This is a genomic window from Streptosporangium sp. NPDC002524, assembly GCF_040295985.1.
Lineage (GTDB): Bacteria > Actinomycetota > Actinomycetes > Streptosporangiales > Streptosporangiaceae > Streptosporangium.
Genome location: NZ_JBEOWK010000011.1, coordinates 168,996 through 195,523, shown reverse-complemented (window position 1 = coordinate 195,523; position 26,528 = coordinate 168,996). Strand labels below are relative to the sequence as shown.

Annotated in this window: 22 protein-coding genes; 11 read left to right on the top strand and 11 right to left on the bottom strand. The window is 71.0% G+C overall.

Translation table 11 applies throughout. The features are described from left to right. Positions 1-360 precede the first annotated feature (360 nt). Complete coding sequence (panB, locus tag ABT053_RS20785; protein WP_350970736.1) at positions 361-1,206, top strand: 3-methyl-2-oxobutanoate hydroxymethyltransferase; 846 nt, start codon at positions 361-363, stop codon at positions 1,204-1,206. Between the two features lie 117 nt (positions 1,207-1,323). Here panB and ABT053_RS20780 read toward each other — a convergent pair whose 3' ends face one another. The 3 genes from ABT053_RS20780 to npdG all read right to left on the bottom strand — a co-directional run bounded on the left by ABT053_RS20780 (position 1,324) and on the right by npdG (position 4,541). Next, complete coding sequence (locus ABT053_RS20780) at positions 1,324-2,235, bottom strand: serine/threonine dehydratase (protein WP_350970735.1); 912 nt, start codon at positions 2,233-2,235, stop codon at positions 1,324-1,326. 103 nt (positions 2,236-2,338) lie between these two features. Further along, on the bottom strand, positions 2,339-3,511 hold the full coding sequence (locus ABT053_RS20775; RefSeq protein ID WP_350970734.1) for a trans-sulfuration enzyme family protein: 1,173 nt from the start codon (positions 3,509-3,511) through the stop codon (positions 2,339-2,341). Between the two features lie 364 nt (positions 3,512-3,875). After that, positions 3,876-4,541, bottom strand: coding sequence for an NADPH-dependent F420 reductase (gene npdG / locus ABT053_RS20770; RefSeq protein WP_350970733.1), 666 nt, complete (start codon positions 4,539-4,541; stop codon positions 3,876-3,878). Positions 4,542-4,663: 122 nt separating this feature from the next. On the opposite strand from npdG, the gene ABT053_RS20765 reads away from it, so the two are divergent. Then, positions 4,664-5,242 (top strand): hypothetical protein, encoded by a 579-nt coding sequence (locus ABT053_RS20765; RefSeq protein ID WP_350970732.1) that lies wholly within the window; start codon positions 4,664-4,666, stop codon positions 5,240-5,242. Positions 5,243-5,404: 162 nt separating this feature from the next. Here the strand turns inward: ABT053_RS20765 and ABT053_RS20760 are convergent, their stop codons facing one another. Beyond that, complete coding sequence (locus tag ABT053_RS20760; RefSeq protein ID WP_350970731.1) at positions 5,405-6,355, bottom strand: LysR family transcriptional regulator; 951 nt, start codon at positions 6,353-6,355, stop codon at positions 5,405-5,407. A 103-nt stretch (positions 6,356-6,458) separates the two neighbouring features. Here ABT053_RS20760 and ABT053_RS20755 point away from each other — a divergent pair, with 103 nt between their 5' ends. Then, positions 6,459-6,728 (top strand): CBU_0592 family membrane protein, encoded by a 270-nt coding sequence (locus tag ABT053_RS20755; RefSeq protein WP_350970730.1) that lies wholly within the window; start codon positions 6,459-6,461, stop codon positions 6,726-6,728. Further along, on the top strand, positions 6,725-7,408 hold the full coding sequence (locus ABT053_RS20750) for a cyclase family protein (RefSeq protein WP_350970729.1): 684 nt from the start codon (positions 6,725-6,727) through the stop codon (positions 7,406-7,408). Before ABT053_RS20755 ends, ABT053_RS20750 begins: the two co-directional genes overlap by 4 nt. Before the next feature lie 137 nt (positions 7,409-7,545). Here the strand turns inward: ABT053_RS20750 and ABT053_RS20745 are convergent, their stop codons facing one another. Further along, complete coding sequence (locus tag ABT053_RS20745; protein WP_344743302.1) at positions 7,546-7,728, bottom strand: hypothetical protein; 183 nt, start codon at positions 7,726-7,728, stop codon at positions 7,546-7,548. Between the two features lie 44 nt (positions 7,729-7,772). On the opposite strand from ABT053_RS20745, the gene map reads away from it, so the two are divergent. Beyond that, the gene (map, locus tag ABT053_RS20740; RefSeq protein WP_350970728.1) at positions 7,773-8,621 is read left to right on the top strand and encodes a type I methionyl aminopeptidase; all 849 of its coding nucleotides are present in this window, start codon (positions 7,773-7,775) and stop codon (positions 8,619-8,621) included. A gap of 87 nt (positions 8,622-8,708) precedes the next feature. Here the strand turns inward: map and ABT053_RS20735 are convergent, their stop codons facing one another. The 4 genes from ABT053_RS20735 to ABT053_RS20720 form a co-directional block, all read right to left on the bottom strand. Continuing rightward, on the bottom strand, positions 8,709-9,122 hold the full coding sequence (locus ABT053_RS20735) for a sensor histidine kinase (RefSeq protein ID WP_350970727.1): 414 nt from the start codon (positions 9,120-9,122) through the stop codon (positions 8,709-8,711). A gap of 177 nt (positions 9,123-9,299) precedes the next feature. Beyond that, positions 9,300-11,342: a bifunctional copper resistance protein CopD/cytochrome c oxidase assembly protein gene (locus ABT053_RS20730; RefSeq protein WP_350970726.1), complete on the bottom strand. Its 2,043-nt coding sequence runs from the start codon at positions 11,340-11,342 to the stop codon at positions 9,300-9,302. Further along, on the bottom strand, positions 11,339-11,992 hold the full coding sequence (locus ABT053_RS20725) for a copper resistance CopC family protein (protein ID WP_350970725.1): 654 nt from the start codon (positions 11,990-11,992) through the stop codon (positions 11,339-11,341). The genes ABT053_RS20730 and ABT053_RS20725 overlap by 4 nt, the downstream gene beginning before the upstream one ends. A 90-nt stretch (positions 11,993-12,082) precedes the next feature. Further along, positions 12,083-13,357 carry a helix-turn-helix domain-containing protein gene (locus ABT053_RS20720; RefSeq protein WP_350970841.1) on the bottom strand — a complete coding sequence of 425 codons (1,275 nt, stop codon included), beginning with the start codon at positions 13,355-13,357 and terminating at the stop codon, positions 12,083-12,085. Between the two features lie 1,671 nt (positions 13,358-15,028). Between ABT053_RS20720 and ABT053_RS20715 the strand changes: the two genes are divergently transcribed. From ABT053_RS20715 to ABT053_RS20705, 3 genes are all read left to right on the top strand, one after another. Next, a complete protein-coding gene (locus ABT053_RS20715) occupies positions 15,029-15,385 on the top strand; it encodes a helix-turn-helix domain-containing protein (protein WP_350970724.1) in 357 nt (118 codons plus the stop codon). A 586-nt stretch (positions 15,386-15,971) separates the two neighbouring features. Then, positions 15,972-18,890, top strand: a complete 2,919-nt coding sequence (locus ABT053_RS20710; RefSeq protein ID WP_350970723.1) for an AfsR/SARP family transcriptional regulator — start codon at positions 15,972-15,974, stop codon at positions 18,888-18,890. A 194-nt stretch (positions 18,891-19,084) separates the two neighbouring features. After that, positions 19,085-21,313, top strand: a complete 2,229-nt coding sequence (locus ABT053_RS20705; RefSeq protein ID WP_350970722.1) for a xanthine dehydrogenase family protein molybdopterin-binding subunit — start codon at positions 19,085-19,087, stop codon at positions 21,311-21,313. A gap of 52 nt (positions 21,314-21,365) precedes the next feature. On the opposite strand, the gene ABT053_RS20700 is transcribed toward ABT053_RS20705, so the two are convergent. Further along, positions 21,366-22,823, bottom strand: coding sequence for an excalibur calcium-binding domain-containing protein (locus tag ABT053_RS20700; protein WP_350970721.1), 1,458 nt, complete (start codon positions 22,821-22,823; stop codon positions 21,366-21,368). A 554-nt stretch (positions 22,824-23,377) separates the two neighbouring features. On the opposite strand from ABT053_RS20700, the gene ald reads away from it, so the two are divergent. Continuing rightward, entirely contained in the window at positions 23,378-24,496 is a 1,119-nt protein-coding gene (gene ald / locus ABT053_RS20695; protein WP_350970720.1) for an alanine dehydrogenase, read from the top strand. A gap of 72 nt (positions 24,497-24,568) precedes the next feature. On the opposite strand, the gene ABT053_RS20690 is transcribed toward ald, so the two are convergent. After that, a complete protein-coding gene (locus ABT053_RS20690) occupies positions 24,569-25,339 on the bottom strand; it encodes a thioredoxin-like domain-containing protein (RefSeq protein ID WP_350970719.1) in 771 nt (256 codons plus the stop codon). A gap of 122 nt (positions 25,340-25,461) precedes the next feature. On the opposite strand from ABT053_RS20690, the gene ABT053_RS20685 reads away from it, so the two are divergent. Further along, complete coding sequence (locus ABT053_RS20685; RefSeq protein WP_350970718.1) at positions 25,462-26,115, top strand: DUF305 domain-containing protein; 654 nt, start codon at positions 25,462-25,464, stop codon at positions 26,113-26,115. Between the two features lie 74 nt (positions 26,116-26,189). After that, positions 26,190-26,489, top strand: coding sequence for a DUF3467 domain-containing protein (locus ABT053_RS20680; protein ID WP_329092600.1), 300 nt, complete (start codon positions 26,190-26,192; stop codon positions 26,487-26,489). The last annotated feature ends 39 nt before the right edge of the window (positions 26,490-26,528 follow it).

Sequence of the window (26,528 nt, the reverse complement as noted above, 5' to 3'; positions counted from 1 at the left end):
ACCCTTCGAACGCCCGCGTACCACCGCTCACCAGCCCTCGAACGCCCGCACGCCGCCATCCGTCAGCCCTCGAACGCCCCGGATGTGTCGCACATCACCCGCGTCCCGGCCGCCGGACTCCCCCGCGAACCCGGCCCCTCCGCCGCCGGAGCACCGCCCGGGCGCACCCGTCACTCACGCTCCGTCACCACTCGAAGGCGCGAACATATGGGACCAAAAGCATGAAAGCATCGCATAACCCCCGTACCCGCCCGGTGGATTACCACGCCGATCGGGTCTGTTGAACCTGTCGTACGCGTGCAATCATCGAAACCGTCCGGGGACGCCACAGGGGCGCCTCGAGACTTCACTGGAGGTCCCATGTCCTCTTCCGTCACCAACCGGCCGACCTCTCTCTACGGCGGCCAGGCTGGACGAAGGATCACCGTGCGCGACGTCGCCGCCGCCAAGGAGCGCGGCGAGCGGTGGCCGATGGTCACCGCGTACGACGCGATGACCGCCAGGGTCTTCGACGAGGCCGGCATCCCCGTGCTGCTCGTCGGCGACTCGGCCGCCATGGTCGTGTACGGGTACGACTCGACGCTTCCCGTGTCGGTGGACGATCTCATGCCCCTGACGGCGGCCGTGGTCCGCGGCTCCTCCCGCGCGATGGTCGTGGCCGACCTGCCGTTCGGTTCCTACCAGTCCTCTCCCCAGCAGGCCCTGGAGACGGCCGCCCGCTTCATGAAGGAGGCCGGCGCCCACGCGGTCAAGCTGGAGGGCGGGCGGCGGGTGCTCCCCCAGGTCGAGGCGCTGGTCTCGGCCGGCATCCCGGTGATGGCCCACCTGGGCCTGACCCCCCAGTCGGTCAACGCGCTCGGCGGCTACCGCGTGCAGGGCCGCGGCCAGTCGGGCGACGAGCTGATGGCCGACGCCAAGGACCTGGAGTACGCCGGCGCGTTCTCGGTGGTCCTGGAGTGCGTTCCCACCGACCTGGCCGAGCGGGTCACCGCGTCCCTGTCGATCCCCACGATCGGCATCGGCGCCGGGCCGGGCACCGACGCGCAGGTCCTCGTCTGGCAGGACCTGATGGGCCTGACCGCCAGCCCCGCCAAGTTCGTCAAGAAGTACTTCGACCTGGCCCACGAGATGGACAGGGCCGTGCGCAGCTTCGCCGACGAGGTGTCGACCGGCGCCTTCCCCACCGCCGAGCACAGCTACCGCTGACCGTTCGGTTCGGAGCCGCCCCGGAGCCCCAGGAGAACCTGGCGGCGCCGGGGCGGCCTCCGTCCGTACAGAGCAGTCACGCAGTCATACGAACGGTCGTACGGAACGCACGAAGGGTCACACGAGCGTGGCCGGGTCGGTGTTGGCGCCGCACACGACGACGGCCACCCGCTCGCCGGGGGCCGGGACGTAGGCGCCGGACAGCAGGGCCGCGTACGCCGCGGCGCCCGCGTGCTCGGCGGCGATCCTGTGCCTCCGCCACAGCTCGCGCCGCGCCTCGACGATGGCCTCGTCGGAGACCAGGAGGCTCCGCACCCCCGCCGCGCTCGTGATCTCGTACGCGATCCCGCCCGCCCGGCTGGCGCCCAGGGCGTCGGCTCCCACCCCCGAGACCTCGACGCCGACCGGCTCACCGGCCTCCAGGGCCCGGCGCAGGGTCGGGATGAGCTCGGGCTCGACGGCGACCACGCGGGCCCGGCCGCCGAGGGCGACGGTGATCCCGGCGACGAGCCCGCCGCCGCCGACCGCGACGACGACCGTGTCGACGCCCCCGGTCTGCTCCAGGAGCTCCAGGCCGACCGTGCCCTGCCCCGCGACCACCTCGGCCTGGTCGTAGGCGTGGATGTCCAGGGCGCCGGTCTCGGCCGCCCGCTTGACCGAGGCCTCGTACGCGTCGGCGTAGACGGCGCCGATCTGGGTCACCCGCGCGCCCAGCGCGCGCAGCCCGGCGACTTTCACCGGGCTGGCCACCGTCGGCACGAAGATCTCCGCCTGGATACCGAGGTCGCGCGCCACGTACGCCACCGCCAGACCGTGGTTGCCGCCGCTCGCCGCGATCAGCCCCGCCTCGGGGATCCCCTCCGAGGCCAGCGCGCGGTTGAAGCCCCCGCGCGCCTTGAACGACCCCGAGTGCTGCAGCCCCTCCAGCTTCAGGAACAGCCCCGGCGACACCTCGGCCACCGGCGTACGCAGGACGTGTCCCGCGATGCGCCCGGCGGCCAGCTCCACGTCCTCGAACGACACGCTCACGCGTGCTCCCTCCCCAGAAAACGATCCTGAGGGAACCGCCCGGCCTCCCGGGCGGCCCCGCGCCGCGACGCCGGAGACATCGCGGATCCCGCTGCCCTCGGCGTCAGGCGAGTGCCTGCTCGAAGTCGGCCCACAGGTCCTCGACGTGCTCGATGCCGACCGCCACCCGCACCGTACCCTCGCCGATCCCGTGCCGGGCGAGCTCCTCGGCCGTCAGGGAACGGTGGGAGGTGGTCGCGGGGTGCAGGATGAGCGTCTCGACGCCACCGAGGGAGGGGGCCAGCAGGGCGAGCTTCACCGAGCTCATGAACCGCTCCCCCGCCTCCCGCCCGCCCGTCAGGTCGAAGGAGAAGACTCCCCCGAAGTCGGGCAGGAGCTTGGCCGCCAGCTCGTACGAGGGGTGCGAGGGCAGTCCCGGCCAGTGCACGACGGAGACGGCGGGGTGGGCGTTCAGGCGGGTGGCCAGCTCGCGGGTGTTGGAGCAGTGGCGCTCCATCCGCAGCGGCAGCGTCTGGATGCCGCGCAGGGTGAGCCAGGCGGCGAACGGGTCCGCGGTGGCGCCCAGCTTGGTGGTGAACGACCACACCTTGCGGTACAGCTCGTCGGAGGCGAAGACGGCGATCCCGCCGAGCACGTCGGTGTGCCCGCTCAGGTACTTGGTGGTGGAGTGCACCACGATGTCGGCGCCGTGCTCTATCGGCCTGCACAGGATCGGGGAGGCGAAGGTGTTGTCGACCACCGAGATCAGCCCGGCCTCGCGGGCCGCGGCGCACATGCCCGGCAGGTCGGCGACCTGGGTCACCGGGTTGGCGATGGTCTCCAGGTAGACCAGTTTGGTCTCCGGCCGCACGGCCTCGCGCAGCGCCGCCGGGTCGTCCTCGGGGACGTAGGAGACCTCGATCCGGAACCGCCCCACCAGGTCGTTGATCATCGCGGCGGTGCCGCCGTAGAGGGGCTTCTGCGCGATCAGATGGTCGCCGGGTTGCAGCAGCCCGAGGAGTACGGAGTTGATGGCCCCCATCCCGGAGCCGGTGGCCACGGCGCCGACGCCGCCCTCCAGCCCGGCGACGGCCTCCTCCAGGGAGCGGACCGTCGGGTTCGACAGCCGCCCGTAGACGAAGGCGCCGTCCGGGCGGCCCATCCCGTCGGCGAAAACGGCCGGGTCGTCGAAGACGAACCCGGAGGTCTGGTAGAGCGGCATCGTGATGGAACGGCTGCCGTTCAGGGGAGGCTGGGGCAGATGGACGGTACGGGTCTCCGGACGAAAATCAGTCATACGCCAAGGATGTCCGCTTAAGGTGCTATTTGTCAGATCCAATCAGGCAAGATTGGCCCGGTTCGAGCACCGAATCCACTCAACCGGCCACCGGGTCGACCGGACGCGCTTCGACCGGGCGCCGTTTCAACCGACCACCGGTTTGACCAGACGCCGTTTCGACCAACCACCGGTTCGACGGGCCACCGATTCCATCAGCCACCCGGTTCGACGGGCCGCCGGTGAAACGGCGGCCCAGCGCCCGGCCATCGGGGTGACGGCCGTCGACGAAGACCCGGCCGTCGCGGGCGAGGGCCGAGGGCCCGTCTCGCTAAAGGCCAGCTAGAGACCCGCTGGAGACCTGTTGGAGGCCCGCTGGAAGCCCTCAGAGGTCGGTGACGCGCAGGCCCGCGTGGGCCTTGTAGCGGCGGTTGATCGAGATGAGGTTGGCGGTCAGCGCCTCGACCTGGTGGGCGTTGCGCAGGCGGCCCGCGTACACGCCGCGCATGCCGGGGATCCGGCCCGCCAGCGCCTGGACGGTGTCGGTGGCCTCGCGGTCGTCACCCGCCACCAGCACGTCCAGGGTGATCTCCTCGACCTCGGGATCCATCAGCAGGACGGCCGAGACGTGGTGGAAGGCGGCGACCACGCGGCTGTCGGGCAGGACGGCCGCCGCCTGCTGGGCGGCGCTGCCCTCCTCGACCGCGAGCGCGTAGGCACCCTGCTTGTCGAAGCCGAGCGGGTTGACGCAGTCGACGACGATCTTCCCGGCCAGCTCGGAGCGGAGGGACTCCAGCGTGGAGCGGTGCCCGTCCCAGGGGATGGCCACGATCACCACGTCGGCCTCGGCCGCCACGGCCGAGTTGTCCGCGCCGCGCACCGATCCGCCGATGCTCTCCGCCGCCGTCTGAGCCCGTTCCTCGCTCCGTGAACCGATCAGCACGGTGTGACCGGCGAGGGCGAACCGCCGGGCCAGGCCCTTGCCCTGGTCGCCGGTCCCGCCCAGGATCCCGATCGAGATCTTGCTCACGTCCGGAATGTCAGTGCTCACTCGCCACTCCTCATCGTCCCCGGTCGCTCAGGGCCGGACTCCATCGACCATATCGCCTGTCCCGATCATTTCAGGGGCGCGTTTCCAGGATCGGTGCGGGGTGTCTGGGGCACGATGGTGCGATGGACGCTGGGTCGGTGACGCTGCTGCGTGAAATCCTGGCCTCGACCGGCTGGGTCGAGCGGACCCGCGAGCTGGGCCTCGCCCTCCGCGCGACGCGTTCCCCCGGCGGGCTGCTGCTGGTGGGCACGCCCCGGGAGGAACCCTGGCACCTGACCGCGCACCTGAGTGACGAGGCCAGGTTCTCCGGGATGCCCCAGCTCTCTCCGACGCTGGTCCGCTGGGCGCCCGCCCCCGAGGCTCCCGCGCACCTGCGGGTCGGGCTGGAGCGGATCGAGCGGGCCAGGCGGGGCGAGACGCTGTTCGTGGTGGCCGAGGAGCGCGCCCCCGAGGCGCTGCTGGAACGGGTGAGCGACGCCCGCAGGACCGGTACGACGATCCTGGCCCTGGACGGCGGCGACCCGGACCTGGCGGGTCTGGCCCACGACGCGCTGACGGTCCCCGAACGGGCGCCGTTCTCCTTCGACGGAGCCCAGCACCTGGTGAGCATGGCCGCGGGCGAGGTCGGCCGCCGCCCCGGCCTGCGCGACCGCCTGGCCCGGCTGCTCGACCGGATCAGCGGCCCGCGGATCACCGACTAGCCTCACGCACGGACCGTTGACAGGCCTTTCGGGCCAACAGCGGACCCCTCGTACCATCGCCGTCACTCCCAGGCCGGACCTCGCCGACTCGACCGACCCGGCCGACCTGACCGCACGGTACGGCCGGGCACGACCGGAAAACGGCTCGGGCCGCCAGCACGGCTAGGACGCGTTCCAGCGCGCTCCGAGCCGTCCCGACAGTTCCTCGGCCGCCTCCCTGAGCGCCGCGATGACCACGGCCTGCACCGGGTCCGGCTCCCCCGAGCGGGTACGGCTAAGACGGGTCACCGCGTCCAGCTTCCTGGCGCCCACGTTGGTGATGCCGGTGACGACGACCTCGCCGTCCGGGACGTCGAGCAGGGCGAGCGACGGCACGATCGCCACCCCGTGCCCCGCCGCGACCAGGGCGAGCGTGGGCGGGAACTCCTGGATCATGTGCACCCGGCGCGGGGTGAATCCGTGCAGGGCGGCGAGCCGTTCCAGGGCGTGACCGCAGGCCTGGTCGGGCGGCCCGGCGATCCAGGGCACCCCGGCCAGGTCGGCGACCTCTCGCGGGACCTCCGCCCAGCCCGGCGGGGCCACGATCCGGTACTCGTCCACGTAGAGCGGGTGGGAGACGATGGACTGCTGCGCCGCGACGGCCTTGTCGGTCTTGTCGGCGTCCGTCTCGGTGAGGGCGAGGTCGACCCCGCCGAGGCGGAGCTCCCGCAGCGCGGGCGCCCCGTACAGCTCCTGGATCCGCGGGGTGATCTGGGGGTGGCGCTCGGCCAGCCCGCCCAGCGCGGGCACCAGCAGGTGCCGGATGACCGTGGGGAACGCGGCGATCGCCACCGGCCCGGCCAGCCGCTCGGTGAAGCGGATCAGCTCCCGCCTCGCCTCGCCCAGCTCCTCCTCGACGCGCTCGGCGTATCCGGCGAGGACCCTCCCTGCGGGGGTGAGGGCGACCCGGCGCTGCGACCTGTCGATGAGGGAGAGCCCGACCTCCCGCTCCAGGAGCGCGAGCTGCTGCGAGACCGCCGAGGCCGTCAGGTGGAGCGCCTCCGCCGCGCGCATGACGCCGCCGCGACGGGCGACCTCGTGGAGCACCCGCAGCCGCCGGGGATCGATATCCATGCAGCTCAGCTTACGTGGACATTAAGGAAACTTTATTTGCCCTTCAGTGAGCGAGGCCGAAATCATGGGGGCATGAACCTCTCCCCGTCGGGCGCGTGACCCGGTGCCCCTCTTCGTCAACCTGCTCGGCTGGGCGGGCGCCGCCGTCATGCTGTACGGGTACGCCATGGTGTCGACGTCCAGGATGGCCGGCGACGGCCTGCCCTACCAGGTGATCAACCTCTCCGGGGCGGTCGCGCTGATGGTGAACACGGCCTACCTCGCGGCCTGGCCCTCGGCGATCCTCAACGTCGTCTGGGGCGTGATCGGCCTCGTCGCGATCGGCAGGACGGCCGGGGCCCGCGCGAGGCGCGAGGGGGTGAGCGTCCCGTGACCCGGCTTGTCGAGCTGAGCCACCGCATCACCGAGGGGATGATCACCTACCCCGGCGTCCCCGGCCCCCGCCTGGGCGTGCACCTGAGCAGGGAGGCCTCGCGGGAGGTCTACGCGCCGGGCACGGAGTTCCACATCGGCAGCGTCGAGCTGGTCGCCAACACCGGCACCTACCTCGACACCCCCTACCACCGCTACCCGCAGGGGCCCGACCTGTCGGGGATGCCGCTGGAGTCGCTCGCCGACCTGCCGGGCCTGGTCGTACGGGCCGAGGGGGCACCCTCCGTGGGGCTCGACCGGTTCGCCGGGCTGGACGTGCGCGGCAGGGCCGTACTCCTGCACACCGGCTGGGACCGGCACTTCGGCACCGAGGCGTACTTCCACGGCCACCCCTACCTCGAACCGGAGGCGGCCCGGTGGCTCGCGGAGCGGGGGCCCGCGCTCGTCGGCATCGACAGCCTCAACATCGACGACACCCCGCCCCGCGGCGAGCGTCCCGCGCACACGCTGCTGCTCGCGGCGGGCATCCCGATCGTGGAGCACATGACGGGGCTGGCCGCGCTGCCCGGCAGCGGGTTTCGCCTCCACGCCGCACCACCGCTGCTGGCCGGCCTGGGCACCTTCCCCGTCCGCGCGTACGCCGTCGTGGACGACTCGGCCTCTCCCGTCGTGGACGACTAACGGTCTTTCCTGCCCGCGTACGCCGCCGTGAACGCCCGGCGCCCAGTCGGCATCCGGCTGCGATCAGCCCGCGACCGGTTCGCGTCCGGCCGCGACCCGACCGGCAGCCCACCGGCGACCGGCGACCGGCCGTGGTCTCAGTCGTCCCCGTCCCAGGCGCGGTCGTTCTTCCTCCACTCCTCGTTCCTGTCGGCCGCGGTCTTCAGCGCGGCCGACGCCGCCTCGCGGGTCGGGTACGGTCCCATCCGGTCCTTGTTCGGGCATCCGTCGTCGGGTTCGACGGCCATGTGCGTCAGGCAGAACCACCATTGATCACTCATGCGGCAATACTGCCCAGTGAGAAGCACAACTAGACTGGGGGACCATGACGACACTGCTCCAGCCCGGGCGGATCTCCCCCATCCGCAAGGTTCCCTCTCACATCCAGCGGCCGGAGTACGTCGGGAAGAAGGCCCCGAAGACCGGGGAGGCCGACGTCAAGTCCCCCGAGATCATCGAGCGGATGCGGGTCGCGGGCAAGCTGGCGGCACAGGCGCTCGAAGAGGTCGGCAGGCACGTGGCCCCCGGCGTCACCACCGACGAGCTCGACCGGATCGGCCACGAGTTCCTCTGCGACCGCGGCGCGTATCCCAGCACGCTCGGCTACCGCGGATATCCCAAGTCGCTGTGCACCTCGATCAACGAGGTGATCTGCCACGGCATCCCGGACGACACCGTGCTGCGCGACGGCGACATCGTCAACATCGACATCACCGCCTTCATCGGCGGCGTGCACGGCGACACCGACGCCACCTTCCTCGTCGGCGACGTGGACGAGGAGTCGCGCCTGCTGGTCGAGCGCACCCGCGAGGCCACCAACCGGGCCATCAAGGCCGTCGCCCCCGGCCGCCAGCTCAACGTGGCCGGCCGCGTGATCGAGGCCTACGCCAAGCGCTTCGGCTACGGCGTGGTCCGCGACTTCACCGGCCACGGCATCGGCACCACGTTCCACTCGGGTCTCATCGTGCCCCACTACGACGACCCGTCACTCGCGGTGACGCTGGAGCCGGGCATGACGTTCACGATCGAGCCGATGCTGACGCTCGGCACCATCGACTACGACATCTGGCCCGACGGCTGGACCGCCGTCACCAAGGACCGCATGCGGACCGCCCAGTTCGAGCACACCATCCTGGTGACCGAGACGGGCCACGAGATCCTGACGCTCCCCTGAGTCCGGGCCCGTCCCGCGATCATCTCCCCGGCCTGGGAAGACCGTGACATCCGGGCGCCGCTCCCGCCGGCGGGCGCCCGGCCTCGGCTAGTCCTGGCAGGGCACCACTCCGGTGACGGTGGTTCCCTCGCCGGGGACGCCGTTGACGCCGCACGAGCCGCCGAGCCGCTCGAAGTGGGCGCGCATCGCGGCGACGCCCCGGCCCTTCGCCTCCCCGAAGAAGCCGACCCCGTCGTCACTCACCGTCATGCGCAGGCCACTACGGCCGAGGGTGACGGCGACGGAGACGGCACGGGCGCCGCTGTGCCGCTCGACGTTGGCCAGTGCCTCCCCCAGCACGGCCAGCACGGCTCTGGCGACCACGGACGGGACGTCCCGGCCGGGCAGCGCCCAGATCTCGACGGTGATCCCGGTGCGCTCGGCCCATTCGGTGAGATGCTCTTCGAGCGCCTGGGCCAGGCTCCGGCTCCGGCCCTCGCGTACGCGCACTTCCTCGGACACAGCTCAACCTTCCTGATGCACATTGCAGCCACCGGCCCCCCGACCGGATATGTGACTGGGCGTGGCGCGCGATGAAGAAGCGCTGCACCCGCTGCGGTGAGCACGAGCCCCCTGCGATACAGGCTACCGGGAGGTGTCCTGGAGGGGGCTCGAAGATAGAAGGGCGTAGCTGTCCGGCTACTCCGCGCCGTCTCGCCTGTTGAGTTTGGCCAGGTAGTCATTGTAGGCGTCGAGCTGGGCGTCGCCACTGCCGCCGTCGCGGGCCGCGGCGGCGTCGGCGCGACGGTCGGCGCGGCGGGCCCCGCGGTCGTCGTGGCGCCACCACTGGAAGGCCAGCGCGAGAAGCACGACGAGGGTCGGGATCTCGCCGAATCCCCAGGCGATGGCGCCGCCGGTCTGCTGGTCCTCGATCGCGGACGCGCCCCAGGTGCGGCCGAGCTGGTCGTACCAGCCGGAGGCGAGCACGGTGGTCATGCTCATCAGCGCGATGCCGAAGAACGCGTGGAACGGCATGGTCACGAACAGCAGGATGAGCCGGGCCACGTGCGGCAGCCGGTACGGGGCGGGGTCGACACCGATGATCACCCAGAAGAACAGGCACCCGCTGAGCAGGAAGTGCACCGTCATCACGATGTGGCCGAGGTGCTCCTCCATCGCGGCGGCGAACAGCGGCGTGAAGTACAGCGCGTAGGTGGAGACGATGAAGATCGCGGTGGCGATCGCCGGGTGGGCGATGACGCGGACGAACCTGCTGTGCAGGATCGTCGTCAGCCACTCCCTGGGGCCCCGGTCGCCCCTGCGGGCGGCGGGTTTGAGGGCGCGCAGGGCCAGGGTGACGGGCGCGCCGAGCACGAGGAAGATCGGCACCATCATCGAGAGCGTCATGTGCTCGGCCATGTGCGCGCTGAACAGCACCTTGGCGTAGCGGGCGACCCCGCTCTGGGTGGCGATCAGCAGGATCAGCACGCCGGTGAACCAGGCGGCCGTGCGGCCCTTGGACCAGGAGTCGCCGCGCCGGGCGAGCCGTACGACACCGGCGAGGTAGAGGCCCGCCAGCAGGGCGATGAGCGTGCCGGAGAACAGGTCGAACCACCACAGCGAGGCCAGGTTGGCGAGCGAGATCTCCGGCGGCATGGTGTAGCCGAGCAGGTCGAAGGCCGTGTCGACGGGCAGGACCGCAGGGGGCGGCGCGGTGCGGGACAGCGCGACGGCGAGCCCGACGGCCGCGAACATGACGAGGATCTCGCCGGAGGCGAAGCGCAGGAACGTGCCGGACCCGCCCGCCGCGAGCAACGGCAGCGTCCGCCTGCGATGCCACCAGCCGACGGCGCCGAGCAGCGCGAACGCGACGGTCTTGGCCAGCAGCAGCAGGCCGTACGCGGAGGTGAACAGCTCGGAGAGCGCGCTGAGCCTGGCCAGGACGCTGAAGAGGCCGGACAGCCCCACCCCGACGAAGCACCACAGCGCCAGGGACGAGAAGCGGGCGGTGGCGATCTCCAGGTGCGGCTGGCGGCGCAGCGCGTGCGCGCAGAGCACGCCGAGGCCGCCCACCCAGAGGGCGAGGACGACCAGGTGGACGGCGACGCCGGTGGTCGCCAGGTCGTGGTTGGGCGAGGAGGAGGAGTGGCCGGTCAGCGCGGGCGGGAGCATCGTGGCGAGGGCGAGGATCAGCAGGCCGCCGGCCGCGCCGGCGGTGATCGCGCCACGGGCGAAGAGCGCGATCGCGACCGAGAACAGCACGACCAGGGTCAGCGAGATGCCCTGGGAGACCTGGCTGGCGAAGCTGGTGAGCTCGTCGCCGCCGAGCACGTCGGCCACCGGCAGCCCGAGTGCCTCCGAGAGGCTGAACACCATCGTGGCGGCGGCGGCCCCGGCCCAGACGAGGGCGATCCAGGAGGCGGCCTTGACGTAGCCGAGGGCGGACTTGCCCAGCAGGCCCTTGTCGTTGGGGAGCAGGATCGCGGCGGCCAGGAGCGTGCCGACGGCGAGCACGCCCGCGGCGTCCATCGCCAGCTTCGCCAGCGGCAGTCCCCAGCGGGTGAACGCGCCCTGGTCGGGCAGGCCGGGGATGATGCGCGGGCTCGCGGCGCCTCCGGCGATCATGGCGATCACCAGGGCGGCGACGGCCGCTCCCGCGCCCGCCAGGGCGAGCTTCACGACCCGGCCGTTCGCCGGCGCCTCGACCGGTGCCGCCTGCGCGGCCCGCGCGGTCTTGCTCATGTGCGCTTCCTGCCGCGCATGCTGAAGAACAGGCCGATGCCGATGCCGGTCAGGCCGCCGACGACGATCCACATCCAGCCGGGCACGCCTCCCGAGGAGCCGGGCTCCTCGGACTCCCCGGCCGCGGCGGCCGGGCCGAGCGTGCCGACCGGCGTGCTCGCGGCGGGGGCGCTCGCGGTGGCCGTGCTCCCGGCGCTCCCGCCGCTCCCGGTGCTCCCGGTGCTTCCGGCGCTCTCGGTGGCCTCCGGGGACGGCGAGGTCTCCGAAGGCGACGGGGAAAGTTCGGTGGACCCGAGGAGGGTGAAGGGGATCTCCCCCTCGATCGGGTGGCCGTCGGAGGAGAGCACCCGGTAGGCGATGACGTACTCGCCGGGAGGGAGGTCTCCCTTGACCTTCTGGGTCACCACGGGGCCGTCGGCGTCGGCTTTGCCGTCCTGGTGGGTCTCGTCCCCGGAGCGGACGACGACGTTCGGGAAGCGCACGGTGGCGCTGAACGTCAGCTTCACCTCCTCCAGGTTCTCGACCTTCGCGCCCTTGGCCGGGTTACTGCTCTTGAGCCGGTCATGGGCGAGGGCGGGCGAGGCGAAGGCCGTGCCGAGAACGAGGGCGGCGAGGAGCGCGAGGGCGACCGCGACAGGGGAAGTCTTCATGGCAACCACAAGGCTACCGACGAGACCGCGCGGTCTCGACCCCCCTGTCCGATCCACCCCCTCCGGCGAGGCCGCCCTCGCCGTCCCGATCTACAGTCCGACGCAGGCCAGCGCCCGTTTGTAGGCGTCGACACTCCGATCGGGCTCTTCGATCCGCTCCAGGACCCGGGCCGCGGTCAGCCAGGCCTGGGCGGTGAAGTGGGTCTCCGACGCCTGCTCCAGGCACTCGGCCCCGGCGGAGAGCTCCCGCGAGGCGTCCGCCCGCAGGCCCAGCGCCGCGAGGGTCTCGCCGTGCAGCAGGCGGGCCTCCGCCTGCAGGGCCTTGGGCATGCCGTCGAGCAGGCCGCAGACGAAGCGCATGTGCTCCTCGGCCCGCTCGGGGCGGGCGAGCAGCAGCTCCACCCGGACGAGGTTCATCGCGCAGCGCATCTTGTCGATCGAGCTGGCGGAGCTCTCCGCGAGCTCCTTCTCCACCTTCAGCAGCACGTCGCGCCAGGTCTTGGCCTCCATGGGCCGGGCGATCAGCATGACCTGGGCGTAGTCGTTGCGCAGCCGGGCCAGCCGCCACAGGGTGCCGTGCTCGGACTGGATGGCCAGGGCGCGCTCGGCGTGCGTGACCGCCTCGTCGGGGTGACCGGTCTCGATGGCGATGATCGCGGCTTCCCAGTGTGCCAGGGTGAGCGCCAGCGGGGTGCCGAGGAGCTCGGCGGCGGCGGTCAGCTCGGCGGAGAACTGGCGGGCCCTGAGCAGGTCGCCGCGGTCGATGTAGGCGGCGAGGAGCTGGATGCCCAGCCTCATGAGGCCGTCGGTCCAGACGGGCCGGACCGCGCCGTTGAGGATCCGCTCGGGGATCTCCCTGGCCCGGGTCAGGTCTCCCGCCTCGCGGTAGCAGCGCGAGAGCGCGACGGCGACCGCGATGTGACGCTCGGGGCTCGTGGACGTCGAGTCGCTCTCGTGCAGCCCGTTGAGCAGGGCGATCGCCTGGTCCAGGTCTCCGCAGGCCTCGGTCGCGAGGGCGAGGCCGTACTCGACGTTCTGCCGCAGCTGGGGCAGGCCGGCCAGGCCGCTGTCCTCGAGGAGCTCGGCGTAGCGGGTGCGGGCCTCGACGACCTCGCCGTTGTCGAAGGCCATCTGCGCGTAGCTCAGCGCGAGCTCGATCTCCTGCATCTGCTCGGCGGTGACGCCGTTGATCAGATACGTCAGGGAGCAGTCGAGTTTTTCGGCGAGGAGCTCCAGCACCGCGGGGGTCGGAGTACGCTTGCCACTCTCGATCAGAGAGACGTAACTGTCCGACAGTTCTGGATGAGCGAGCTGTGCCTGGGAAAGACCACGTTGCCGACGGACGGTTTTGATGCGCTGACCCACCAAGTCTTGACCAGTCACGTTACCCCTTGAAAGATATCATTTGAGCAGCAGAACCTACGACAGGAGTCTCCCCGTGCGCCGACGTCTTGCCTTGTCTGCCCTCGCCCTGCTATTTACGGCTGCTTTTGCCGTCACTGGCAATGCTACGACCGCGAGTGCTGATCCGTCTGCCCCCCCGAAGGACACCAGCGAGTATTCTTTGCAGACGATCAGCGCCCACGCCGAGCTGGGCTGGGGACACGGACTCTGAGCGAAGGCTCAGCCCGTCACCCAGGACAAGGAACTCGAAGAACCCCACCCGCCTCCCGTGGAGAGCTTTCAGCCAGTGAGCCACTCCACCCGGCGGGACCGGTGCGCTCGCACCGGCGTGAGCGTGCAGGCGTCCGCCGTGCACGCTCCAGCGAGACGGAACCATCGAACACCGGGGCGTCCGCGCCCCGAACGGTTGGCGTCACCGATCGCGGCCGAGCCGGGGTCCGAACCCTTCCGCGAAGATCGTTGTTCTTCACGGAGGATCCCGGCCGGAGGAACACGCGCGTATGATTCCCGTCACATACGTGGACCTCATCGCAGGTCACGCTCGGGGGCCACACGGCCCGGGCCGAGGGTGACGGCCAGTCAGCCTCTCGCCGGCGCCGTACCGTTCCGTTCACCCTTCGTCGCCGACCGGTCCGCAGGCCGGTCGGCTCACGAACCTCGCGAATCCCGCGCCTATAGGCGTCATCCTTTCGCACCTTCATGTTCAGAACCAGTCGTCACTCTCGAAAATATATTGAACTGATTCACCATCAAGCCGATGTCCTAAAGCGGCCAGCTCGATCCGGAGAAGGCGAACGGTCGTTTTGCGGCCGACACAAAAAAGCATTCGGCTATTTCGGTTCACGGAAAACCGGGAATACGCACAACCCGCGGAAAACAGGAAACATGATCCGCCCGCGGTAAGGGCGCGAGAGCGATCGGCCCGCATTCCCTCCCCTGTCCGGCCTCCCTTCGCTCCGGCCTCTCATCCATCACACGCGGCTCACACGGCTCACGCTGTCCGCGCCCGCGAGCGTCTCTAGATGATCTCTAGGATCGCCTGCGACAGTGGGGCAGCGAGAATTCCGGAAGGATCCGGCGAAGACCGGTGACGGGGGTTCGCCTCTCCGGGCCCGGCCCGAGAAGGCCTTTCACAAGCGCCTCCCCTGTCACCACCGACACGGACGACAGGATGGAGGGACCATCGATGCGCGATTCCCCCTCACGCGCGTACGACGGCGACGACCGATCCCACGCGCACGCCGTTCTCCAACCCTTCCCCGGCACGGAACGCCTTTTTCCCGGCGTAAGGCGCCCCGGAAACCCGTCACGGCCCGGCCCGGCGGTGACGCCCCCCGGAAGGAACACGGACACGTCCGGTCCGGCACGGTTCGTGAGGAGCGTATGACCCACTCCTTGCCGACCCCTCCCCTGACGGGAGAGCGGTCCCACGCCCGCCACGACGCCGAAACCCTCTGCTCCTCCGCGAAGCGGACAATAGATATGTTTCTTCCTGAGCCAGGGAAGAACGCTACGTTTCTCCAGATTTTCGATTCCGCCGCCATCCCGCCGGGAGTGCGGACGAGGATCGTGGTCGACTCACCGTACGAAACGGCCGGTTTTCCCTCGTCCGTGGAGCTGAGGGTCGACCCGATGATCTCCGAGAGATTCATGGTGATCGACGATCACATCGCCCTGACGGGTCACGCGTCCCGGATGGGCATGGTGCGCGCTCCCGTGCTGGTCTCGTTGCTGGGGGACCTGTTCGAGCACGTCTGGTCACGCGCCGAACCGCGGCCCCGGGGGTGGAAGCCGCCGTTCTCGCTGACGGAGCAGGAGAAGACCGTGCTGCGAATGGCCGCGGAGGGCATGACGGACGAGGTGATCGGCCGCCGGCTCGGGCTGACCTCGCGCACCGTGCGCCGCCACATGGCCAACGCGATGGAGCGGATCGGGGCGCACAGCAGGCTCCAGGCGGGGGTCCGCATCGCCAAGGCGGGGATCATCTAGCCTCGGAGCCGGGAATCCCGTTCGTGCGCGGGCGCCTGCCGTGCGGCTCCCTCTCCGGAGCCGATGACGACCTCTTCCGGGAGCCCTCGTTCGCCGTGCGTGTCGGCCAAGCTCGCGGGACGCCCTCTCCCCGGCCGGCGGGGGCGCGCCTTCGGCGTTTCGATCTCGACCGTTCGACCGTTCGGCCGTTCCGCGTTTCGCGCCCGGTCCACAGCGGTCAGGCCGATTCCTCACGGGGGCCGTCACGGACATTTCGCGAAACCGAGAACACCACGAACGCCATCCGGTTCTCGAACTCCCGGAATGGCTGCCGATCACTCCCGCGGACGCCCCCGGAGATACGCGTCCGGCCTAAACCCTTAGCCGACTCCACAGCCCTTCCGGCCCGGACACAAAATGTGATCGGGCGTGTTCGAGAAGTGATCGGAATCATTGTCGTCCACGTTCTCCCGGCATCCGGACAGGGGAGCCACAACCTCCACTTCGCCGCGAAAAGCATCGGTTAGACTTGGCTTTCGCGAATTCGCCGCGCCACGCTTGACCACACGTGGAGACCCGGATGGGCAGGACCGACGAAAGCCCGAGGATGAGCGACGACCCTCGGCCGGGGGATCTCCACATCGACATGCTGGGTTCGGTGATCGTCCGGAGACTCTCCGACGACCTTGACATGGGAGAGCCCAGGCAGCAGGCGATTCTCTGCGCCTTGGCCGCCAATACCGGGCGGGTGGTCACCAAAAACCAATTGATCGACGGCGTATGGGGAACGGATCCGCCGAAGACCGCGGAACAGAGCGTTTACACGTACGTCTCCAAGCTGCGGCGAACATTGGAGCCGGACCGCGACTCACGAAAACCTTCCACGCTGCTGGTCTCCGCCTCGGGCGGATACGCGCTGCGCCTCGAACCCGGCCAGGTGGACGCCGCGGTGTTCGAAGAACACCTCGGCCAGGCGCAGAGGTCACACGCCGAGGGCTCCCACGAGACGGCCCTGCGGTTTCTGAAGGACGCGCTGAAACTGTGGCGGGGGCCGTGCCTGAGCGGGATCCCCGGCCCGTTCGCCGAGTTCGAGCGGCACAGACTGGGAGAGCTGCACCTGGTCGCGCTGGAGCTGCACGCGGAGCTGCTGCTCCTGCTCGGACACCCGCAGGACGCCGCCGCCCGGCTCGCCACCCTGGTCACGGAGCACCCGTTGCGCGAGCGGCTCCGGGAGCTGCACATGGTCGCGCTCTACCACTGCGGGCGGCAGGCGGAGTCGTTGAGGGTCTACCGGGAGACCCGGCGCCTGCTCGCGGAGGAGTTCGGCATCGAGCCGCACGAGAGTCTCCGCAGGTGCCACGAGCTGATCCTGCGCGCCGTCCCCCTGTCCGATCTGCCCCTGCCCGCGACCTCCCCCACCCTGAGGCCGGCGCACACGCGACGCTCCCGCAACCGTGCGGCGGCGGAGAGGAAGACGGCCCGTCAGCTGCCGCGTGACCCCGTCGGCTTCGTCGGGCGCGCGCAGGAGCTGGCGCGGTTGGAAGAGCTGCTCTCCCCCCGCGACGACTCCCCGCCCCATCACGTCGTCGCGATCACCGGAGCGCCCGGATCCGGCAAGTCGACCCTGGCCATCCGGGCCGCGCACCTGGTCCGCGACCGCTTCCCCGACGGGCAGCTGTACGTGAACCTGCGCGGCGCCACCCCGGGCATGAAACGCCTCGAACCGATCGAGGTGCTCACCAGGTTCCTGCGCGACCTCGGCGTCTCCCCGCACATCATCCCCGCCGACGTCGAGGAGGCCGCGGCCCTGTGGCGCGGCGAGCTCGACGAGCGCCGGACGCTCGTCGTGCTCGACGACGCCGCCGACCAGGCGCAGATCCGCCCGCTGCTGTCGGTCCCGCGGGGCAACGCGATCCTGACCACCAGCCGTGAGAGCTTCACCCTGCTCGACGACTGCGCCCGCGTGCCCATCTCCGGAATGCGGCGCACCGAGTCCTCGGCGATGCTCGCCACGCTCATCGGCGCCGAACGCGTCGCCCACGACGCCCAGGCCACCGGACGCCTGATCGATCTGTGCGGAGGCCTGCCACTGGCCGTCGGCATCGCCGGAGCCCGGCTCGCCAACCGGCCCCGCTGGAACGTCACCGACCTGGTGGAACGGCTGGACGACGAACACGGACGACTCCGGGAACTGGCCGCGGGCGATCTCGCGGTGCGGTCCAGCCTGGCCGTCAGCTACGACATGCTCGCCGGCAGCGACCACCAGCCCGACCGGACGGCCGCCCGCGCCTTCCGCGCCCTCGGCGTCCTGCACACCGGCGACGTCACCGCGCACATCGTCGCCACCCTGCTCGACATCCCGTCCGACACGGCCGAACACGCCATGGAACGACTCGTCGACGCGCATCTCTCCGAGATGGACGAGCCCGGAAGATACCGGTTGCACGACCTGGTCCGGCTGTTCGCCAGGGAACAGGCCGCGAGCGAGGACTCGGAGGCCGACCGCGACGCCATGCTGGAGCGGGCGCTGAGCTCGTACGTCGGGACCGTCCGCCTGGCCATGGAGCTGGGCCGCTACCCCCGCCCGGCCTCGGTGGACGTCGACCTCGACGCCGAGCCCCTCCCGCTCACCTCCGTCGAGGAGGCCCGCGACTGGCTGAACCGGGAGCAGGCCAACCTGCTGTCCGCCGTCTCCCAGGCGATATTCGCCCCCCGGGAGCGGACCGCCCGGCTCGGCGTCGCCCTGGTCTTCGCGCTGTTCTGGCACCTCCACCACGCCGCTCTCCTCCCCTGGCTCCTCGCGATCAGCCCGCGGACCCTCGCGGTCGGCCGGAGGCTGGGCGACCACAGCATCGAGGCGAACGCGCACCACATGGAGGGCATCCTGCGGAACGCGGTCAACCGCCCGGCGGAGGCCCTGCCCCACTTCCGGCGGCAGCTGATCCTGTGCCGCCGCCTCTCCGACGCGCACGGCGAGCAGAAGGCGCTGGGCAGTCTCGCCATGAACTACCTGGAACTCGACCGCTACCAGAAGGCCATCGACTGCGCGGAGAAGCAGCGGGAGATCGCGAACGCGATCGGGCACAAGTCGGGCGAGGCCTACGCGCTCACCATGCTCGGGGCGGGATACAACGGACTGCGCCGGTTCGAACAGGCGCTGACGGCGCTGGAGGAGGCCCTGCTCAAGTGCCGTGCGAGCGGCAATGTCTACCAGGAGTCCTCCGTACACAACAGGTTCGGCAATCTCTACCTCAACCTGGGGGACGCCGCGTCGGCCAAGGCGTCCTTCGAGGCCGCCCTCGACTGCGCGCGCGCCGTACGGCTGAACGTCGCCGAGCCGTACCTGCTGCTCGGCCTGGCCCGCTCCCACCGGCTCCTCGGCGAGCCGGAGCCCGCCTCGGCCTATTTGGCACGTTCCCTGGCGATGGCCCGGGAGGCGGGAAACGCGGAGGTGGAGGAGCAGGCGCTGATGGAGGAGGCGGCCGTCCTGGACTCCCGGGAAAAACCGGCCACTCCCCCGGGCTGATCGAGGAGACGGTCATGCCGGACTCCGGCGGGAAGCCCGTCACGGCCCCGGGCCGGACGACGGTCCGCTGATCCCCCGGTAAGCGATCAAGGACACAGAGGCCGGGCGCAACCGCAAGAGTCGCCAACGGCCACCCCCCGCGTTCCGTCGTGCCTGCCCTGTCCTCTCCCGGGCCGGGCTGATGTACTGCTGGGATGAGCGGCATCGAGACACGGCGTCGGCACGGCGTCGGCGAGAGCGTCCTGCGTCCCGACGGGACGCTGAAGGTGACGGGCGAGTTCGCCTACTCCTCGGACCTGTACCTGGCGGACATGATCTGGGGGGTCACCCTCCGCAGCCCGCACCCGTCGGCGTGGATCCGCTCGATCGACATCGGCCCCGCGCTCGCCATGCCCGGCGTGTACGCGGTCCTCACCCACGAGGACGTGCCGGGCGCGAAGTTCTACGGCCTTGACCTCAGGGACCAGCCGGTGCTCGCCGTCGACCAGGTCCGCTACCAGGGCGAGCCGGTCGCGCTGGTCGCGGCCGACCACCCCGAGCGCGCCAGGCGGGCGGCGGAGGCCGTCGTCGTGGAGTACGAGGTCCGCGAGGCCGTCACCGACCCGCGCCGGGCCGCCTTCGACGCCTCCTGCCCCACGGTCCACGAGAGCGGCAACCTGGTGCGCCACCAGCCGATCCGGGTCGGCTCGGCGTTCGAGGCCCCCGTGGTCGTCACCGGCGAGTACGAGGTCGGCATGCAGGACCAGGCCTTCCTCGGCCCCGAGTCCGGGCTCGCCGTACCGGCCGAGGACGGCGGGGTGGACCTGTACATCGCCACGCAGTGGCTGCACTCCGACCGGGAGCAGATCGCGCCGTGCCTGGGGCTCCCCGAGGAGAAGGTACGCCTCTCGCTGGCCGGGGTGGGCGGGGCGTTCGGCGCCCGCGAGGACCTGTCCATGCAGGTCCACGCGTGCATGCTGGCCCTGCGTACCGGCCGCCCCGTGAAGATCGTCTACAACCGCGAGGAGTCCTTCTACGGGCACGTCCACCGCCACCCGGCCCGGATGCGCTACGAGCACGGCGCCACCCGCGACGGCAGGCTGCTCTACGTCAGGGCGGAGATCCTGCTGGACGGCGGCGCCTACTGCTCCACCTCCCCGGCCGTGGTCGGCAACGCGGCCTCGCTGGGGGTGGGCCCGTACGAGGTGGACAACGTGTGGATCGACGCCTACGGCGTCTACACCAACAACCCGCCCTGCGGCGCGATGCGCGGCTTCGGCGCGGTCCAGGCCTGCTACGCGTACGAGTCGCAGATGGACAGGCTCGCCGAGGCGTGCGGGATCTCCCCGGTCGAGGTCAGGATCCGCAACGCCGTCTCCCAGGGGTCGGTGCTGGCCACCGGGCAGGTGATCGACTCGCCCGCGCCGCTGGCCGAGATGCTCAGGGAACTCGCCGCGATGCCACTGCCCGTCCAGAACGTCCCGGACACCCCGGACGTCCCCGACCTGTTGAACATGCCGGGCGGCGTCTCGCAGACCACCCACGGCGAGGGGGTGCGGCGCGGTGTCGGGTACGGCGTGGGCATCAAGAACATCTGCTTCTCCGAGGGCTTCGACGACCACTCGACCGCCCGGGTGCGGGTGGAGCTGATCGGCGGCGAGCCGCACGTCCTGGTGCACACCGCGGCGGCCGAGGTGGGGCAGGGCCTGCTGATGGTCCAGGAGCAGATCGCCAGGACCGAGCTGGGGATCGACGCGGTGACGGTCGCGAAGGCGGACACCTCCGTCGGCTCCGCCGGGTCCTCGTCGGCGTCCCGCCAGTCGTACGTCACCGGCGGCGCGGTCAGGGCGGCCTGCGAGGCCGTGCGGGAACGGCTGGCGAAGCTGACGAGCGACGGGTCGTCGCTGGTGGAGGCGCTGGAGCGGGCCGGGGCCGTGGAGGAGACGAGGGAGTACCGGCACCGGCCCACCTTCCCCCTGGACCCGCTCACCGGGCAGGGCGACTCGCACACCCAGCTCGCGCTGTGCGTCCACCGGGCCGTGGTGGACGTGGACGTGGAGCTGGGGCTGGTCAAGGTGGTGGAGCTGGCGGCCGTCCAGGACGTGGGTAAGATCATGAACCCGCTCGCGCTGGAGGGGCAGATCCACGGCGGCTCGGCCCAGGGGCTGGGGCTCGCGCTGATGGAGGAGATCCAGGTCCGCGACGGGCTGGTGCTCAACCCGTCGTTCACCGACTATCTGATCCCCACCATCCTCGACATGCCGCCCATGCGATTGTCGATCTTGGAGTATCCCGACCCGAACGCCCCCTACGGCCTGCGCGGCGCGGGCGAGCCGCCCACGCTCTCCTCCACCCCCGCGGTGGCCGCCGCCGTACGGGCCGCCACCGGCCTGCGGCTGCCCAGGGTGCCCATCCGCCCCCACGACATCGCCCTGGAGGGGTGATCCCCCTCGCGGCGCGGGCCCTTACGGCGCGGGGGCACCGCGCCGGCCGGGGTCAGCCGGTTTCCGCCTGCTCGCAGGCGACGCCGTCACCGTCGCCGTCGATGTACCACTGGTACTCCTCGTGGACGCCCCGGGTGTAGGGGCCGTTGCCGTTCTCCCGCGCGGCCTTGCAGGTGGGAAACCTGCGGTCGGTGCCCTCGCCGGACGCGTTCGCGGAGGAGTCACCGGTGGTGTCCGCCGGGCGGTTCGCGTCGGTCCCGGCGGTGTTCGTGGTGATCGGGTTGGTGGCCGGGCTGCTGTTCGGAGGGGCCACGGGCTGGTTGGCCGGGGCACTCGCGGGCTGGCTCGCCGGGGGGTTCACGGGCTGCTGCTGGTCGGCCGGAGGGGGCGTGGTTGCGCCGTCCGGGGGGGTGAAGACCGACGGGGTCGGCTGCGTGCCCGCCGGCTGCGGGACGACGGCCCCGGAGCCGAGCAGCCTGACGACCATCGCGTCCGCCTCCTCCTTGGTGAAGGAACCGGCGATGCTCAGGCTGTCGTCGGTGATCGCCTGGGCGACCCGGGGGGCCGCCACCACCTTGTCTCCCACGACGATCGCGATCTGCTGCCTGACCGGGTCCTCCTGGTCGACCGCCTCCGCGGTCAGGTCGTTGATCTGCTCGCGGAAGGCGGGCGCGAACGCGATCCTGACCGAGTAGGCGCCGCTCTTCTCCTGGATCGCCTCGATCTTCCGTACGGCGTTCACGTTGATCCCGGCCTCGACCGAGTAGCAGGTCTGCCCGAGGTCGTCGGGGTAGGTCTCCGGAGCCGTGCAGGCCCCGGGCTTCGCCTCGGTCACCGGGGCGAAGTGGAGGGGGACCGCCAGCCGCTTGGGCGGCGTGCCACCGAGCGGCATGTCGGGGTTGCGGGTCATGAGCACCGCGATGGTGCCGAGCACACCGGTGATCAACACGACGAGGACCAGGACGGTCACCAGGATCGCGGTGGTGACCCGGCTCGCCTTGGGCGTCCCGTCCGGTGACTCCCCGGCCCGCCGCCCGCCGGTCCCGGGAGCGCCCGGCTCGCCGGGTCCCTGGACGGTGGGCGCCTGGCCCTCGATGGGGGCGAGAGGATCGGCGCCGGGACCACCCGGGCCCTCGGGAACCGGGCCCGCCGGAACGGGGCCTCCCAGAGCGGGGTGGCCCCCGGGGTCCCTCGGATCGCCGGAGCCCTGCCCGCCGAAAGCGGTCCCCTCGAAGGCCGGATCGCCGAACCTCGTATCGCCGGGGCCGGGATCGCCGAGTCCCCCACCAGCACCGCTGCCGAAAGCATTGAAACCAGAACTTCTAGCGCCGAAAGCATCGAAGTCAGAGTCGCCGGAACCGGGAGCGGGACTGAGCCCAGGAGCGGAACCGGGGCCGGGACCGCCGAAGGCGTCGAAGGTGGAGCCACCGGAGCCGGACCCGGAACCGCCGAAAGCGTCGAAGCCGGAACCGCCAGGACCGGGGCCGGAACCGAGGCCGGGACCGGGCACAGGACCGGGGCCGGAACCAGGGCCAGTACCGGAACCAGGGCCGGGACCGGGACCGGGAGTGCCGAAGGCGTCGAAGGTGGGGCCGCCGGACCCTCGATCACCGCGACCCTGGTCGCCGGAGTCGGCCGGACCACCGGACCCGGCGAGGGGATCGTCGTCCCGCCTCCCCGCACCGCGGGCGTGGCGTCCAGGTGAGGCGCCAGAGCGGCCGGGCGGGGTGAAGGCGTCATAGGAGCCGGACGGGGACCGCGACTCGTCAGAGGGGTCGTCAGGCCCGGCTGGAGGTCCCTGCGGTACGGGCGGCCCGCCCTGGCCCGCGTGCATCCCCATCGTCATATCCCCGTATTCCTCGCACCTGTTCGCGGCGAGCCTACCGATCGTCGCGGGGAGCCGGTAACCCCGCACGTCACGACGAGCGCCCGGAGACCGGACGTCGACGACCACTGACGGAATGTCATCGGCCCTGACCCCATTCCTGCCGCCTTGCGCGTGACTGCTCCCTTTCGGGGAACGCACAGTGAAGAAGAGGACACGCGCCCACCCTTGGAGGAGCCGTGAAGATCTCCGTTCCCCGCGAGGTCAAGAACCACGAGTACCGCGTGGCGCTGACCCCGGCCGGGGCCCACGAGTTCGTCCGGCACGGTCATCAGGTCTTCGTCGAGAAAGACGCCGGGGCGGGGTCTTCCATTCCCGACGCCGACTTCCAGAGCGCCGGCGCGACCATCCTCGGCTCGGCCGACGACGTGTGGGCGGCGGGCGAGCTGGTCCTGAAGGTCAAGGAGCCGGTCCCCGAGGAGTACCACCGGATGGGCAAGGGCCAGGTGCTCTTCACCTACCTGCACCTGGCCGCCTCCCCCTCGTGCACCCGCGCGCTGCTCGACGCCGGGGTCACCGGCATCGCCTACGAGACCGTGCAGAACGCGAACGGCTTCCTGCCCCTGCTCGCCCCCATGTCGGAGGTGGCCGGGCGGCTCGCCCCCCAGGTGGGGGCGTACCACCTGATGCGCCAGGGCGGCGGGCGCGGGGTGCTGATGGGCGGGGTGTCGGGCGTGCACCCGGCCAGCGTGGTCGTGATCGGCGCCGGGGTCTCCGGCATGAACGCGGCGGTCATCGCGCTGGGCATGCAGGCGGAGGTGCTGCTGCTGGACCGCGACATCGACAGGCTCCGCCAGGCGGACGTGATCTACAAGGGCCACTGCAAGACCATCGCCTCCACCACGTACGAGATCGAGCGGGCGGTGCTGAACGCGGACCTGGTCATCGGCGCGGTGCTGATACCGGGAGCGAAGGCGCCCAAGCTGGTCGACAACGCGCTGGTCTCGCGGATGAAACCGGGATCGGTCCTGGTGGACATCTCCATCGACCAGGGCGGCTGCTTCGAGGACTCCCGGCCCACCACCCACGCCGAACCGACGTACCGGGTGCACGACTCGGTGTTCTACTGCGTGGCCAACATGCCGGGCGCGGTGCCGCACACCTCGACGTACGCGCTGACCAACGTGACCGTCCCCTACGCGCTCGCGATCGCCCACCTGGGCTGGCGGGAGGCGCTGCGGAGCGACCCGGCGCTGGCGCTGGGCCTGAACACGCACGAGGGGCACCTGACCAACCGGCCCGTGGCCGAGGCTCACGGGCTGGAGGCGGTGCCCCTGGAACGGGTCCTGCGGGTCTAGCGGGCCCGGCCCGCCGGGACGCCTCGTCAGGACGGCGTCACCGGCGTCGCCGATGTCTCGGGTACCGGCCGGTCAGGGCGCCGGGGTGGCGCTGGGAGCCGGGGCGTCGGTGGCCGGGGCGTCGGTGGCGGGCGCGTCGGTGGCCGGAGGGTCGGTGTGGTCCCCCTCCGGGTGGGCGGACGCGTCGGGAGCGGCCGACGGGTCCTGGCTGGGCGCGGTCGCCGGGATGGGCGCCTCGGCGGTGGTGCTGCCCACGCCACCGCTGCAGGACGCGCCGAGCTCGGGGGTGTCCGGGCCGTTCTTGTACTTGGTGATGAACCTGGCCAGGCGCCCGTCGCTCGCGCTGTCCAGCTTGAGCTGGTTGTTCCAGGAGCTCGCCACGACCTTGGAGGGCAGGCCCGGGTACGGGCTCAGGAGCATGTACTCCTTGGAGGCCAGCTCCCGCAGCGTGTCCAGCTCCGCCTTGGGCAGGTCCGGCTGGTAGGTGATCCACACGGCGCCGTGCTCCATGGAGTGGACGGCGTTCTCGTTGTTGATCGGCTGGTCGTAGATGCCGCAGTTCTGCCAGGCCGGGTTGTGCTCACCGCCCATCGGCGGGTTCTCCTTGTACGTCACCTTGGTCGGGGTGTGCTGGCTACCCGTGTACTTCGCGGTGGCGACGTTGTCCAGTGAGGTCGCGGCCCGCTCGTTGACCAGGTAGTAGGCGACGACCGCGACCAGCAGAACGACGACGGCACCTCCGGCACCCCACATCAGGAACGCGGCCCTGCGCTCCTTGCGCTTCTGCTCCTCACGCATACGGGTGAGGTGCTCACGCCTCGCCTGCGCCTTTTCCTTGGTCATCAACCCTCCAGCCGGCAAACAACTTCGGGTCACCCTATGCCCTACCGGCGTATGTGGAGAATAAGGGGATGACAACGTCTGATACAGCGACGAATCTCGACAGTGGGTACGCTGGGCAGGTAATGGAGACCCCCGGTAAAAATGGCGCGAAGTCCAGGCGTGGCGTGGCGGTCGGCGTGCTGGTCGGCTGCCTGGTCGCGGCGGTCGCGTTGCTGCTGGTGGTGGGGAGGACGGCCACCCCGACCGACGCCTCGGCCGAGGCGGGCTTCGCGCGCGACATGTCCGTTCATCACGCCCAGGCCGTCGAGATGGCCTTCGTCGCCAGGGACGGGAGCGAGGACGACGCGCTCCGGCGGCTGGCCTACGACATCATCGTCACGCAGACGGCCCAGCGCGGCATGTTCACGGGCTGGCTGCAGCAGTGGGGCCTCAACCAGTCGAGCGAGCGCCCCACCATGGCGTGGATGGCCGGTCACGGCGGCGGTCACGCTGTAACACCGGGCGCGCCCGCCGCGATGCCCGGTATGGCAACCGAGGACGAGCTCAAAAAGCTCCGCGAGGCCACAGGCAAGGACCAGGAGATCCTCTTCCTCCAGCTCATGATCCGCCATCACGAGGGCGGCGTGCAGATGGGCAGGGGTCTGCTGAAACTGTCCGACCGCGAAGAGGTGGCCACCATGGCACAGCACATCGTCGACGGTCAGACGGGCGAGATCGAGTTGATGACCGACATGTTGCGGCAGCGCGGCGCCCAGCGGCTGCCTTCCATCCTTTAATAGCGTCGGCGCGTCCCTGTGTGGCCGGTTCCCGGTCAGGGCAGCATGGAGCCAACCTGGCCGGAGGAAAGAGAATGGTGAACGACGAGCCGGAGAACCGCCTGGAGGTGAGCATCTCCGCCGAGGTGGAAATGGGGCAGTACGCCAACTTCGCCTCTGTATGGCACACCCAGGATGGGTTTGTCCTGGATTTCGCGGTGATCACCAGGCCGCCCCAGCTGGCCAACGACCCCTCCTCGGGGCAGCACTTCGTGAGCGTGCCGACCCGGATCGTCAGCCGGATCCGCATTCCCCCGAGCCAGGTGTTCGAGCTGATGAAGGCCCTCGAACAGCAGCTGACCGCGTACGAGCACGAGACGGGCCACAAGAACTGAGCCCCGGCGCGGGCGCCCCCCACGCCGGGTCTTCACGAC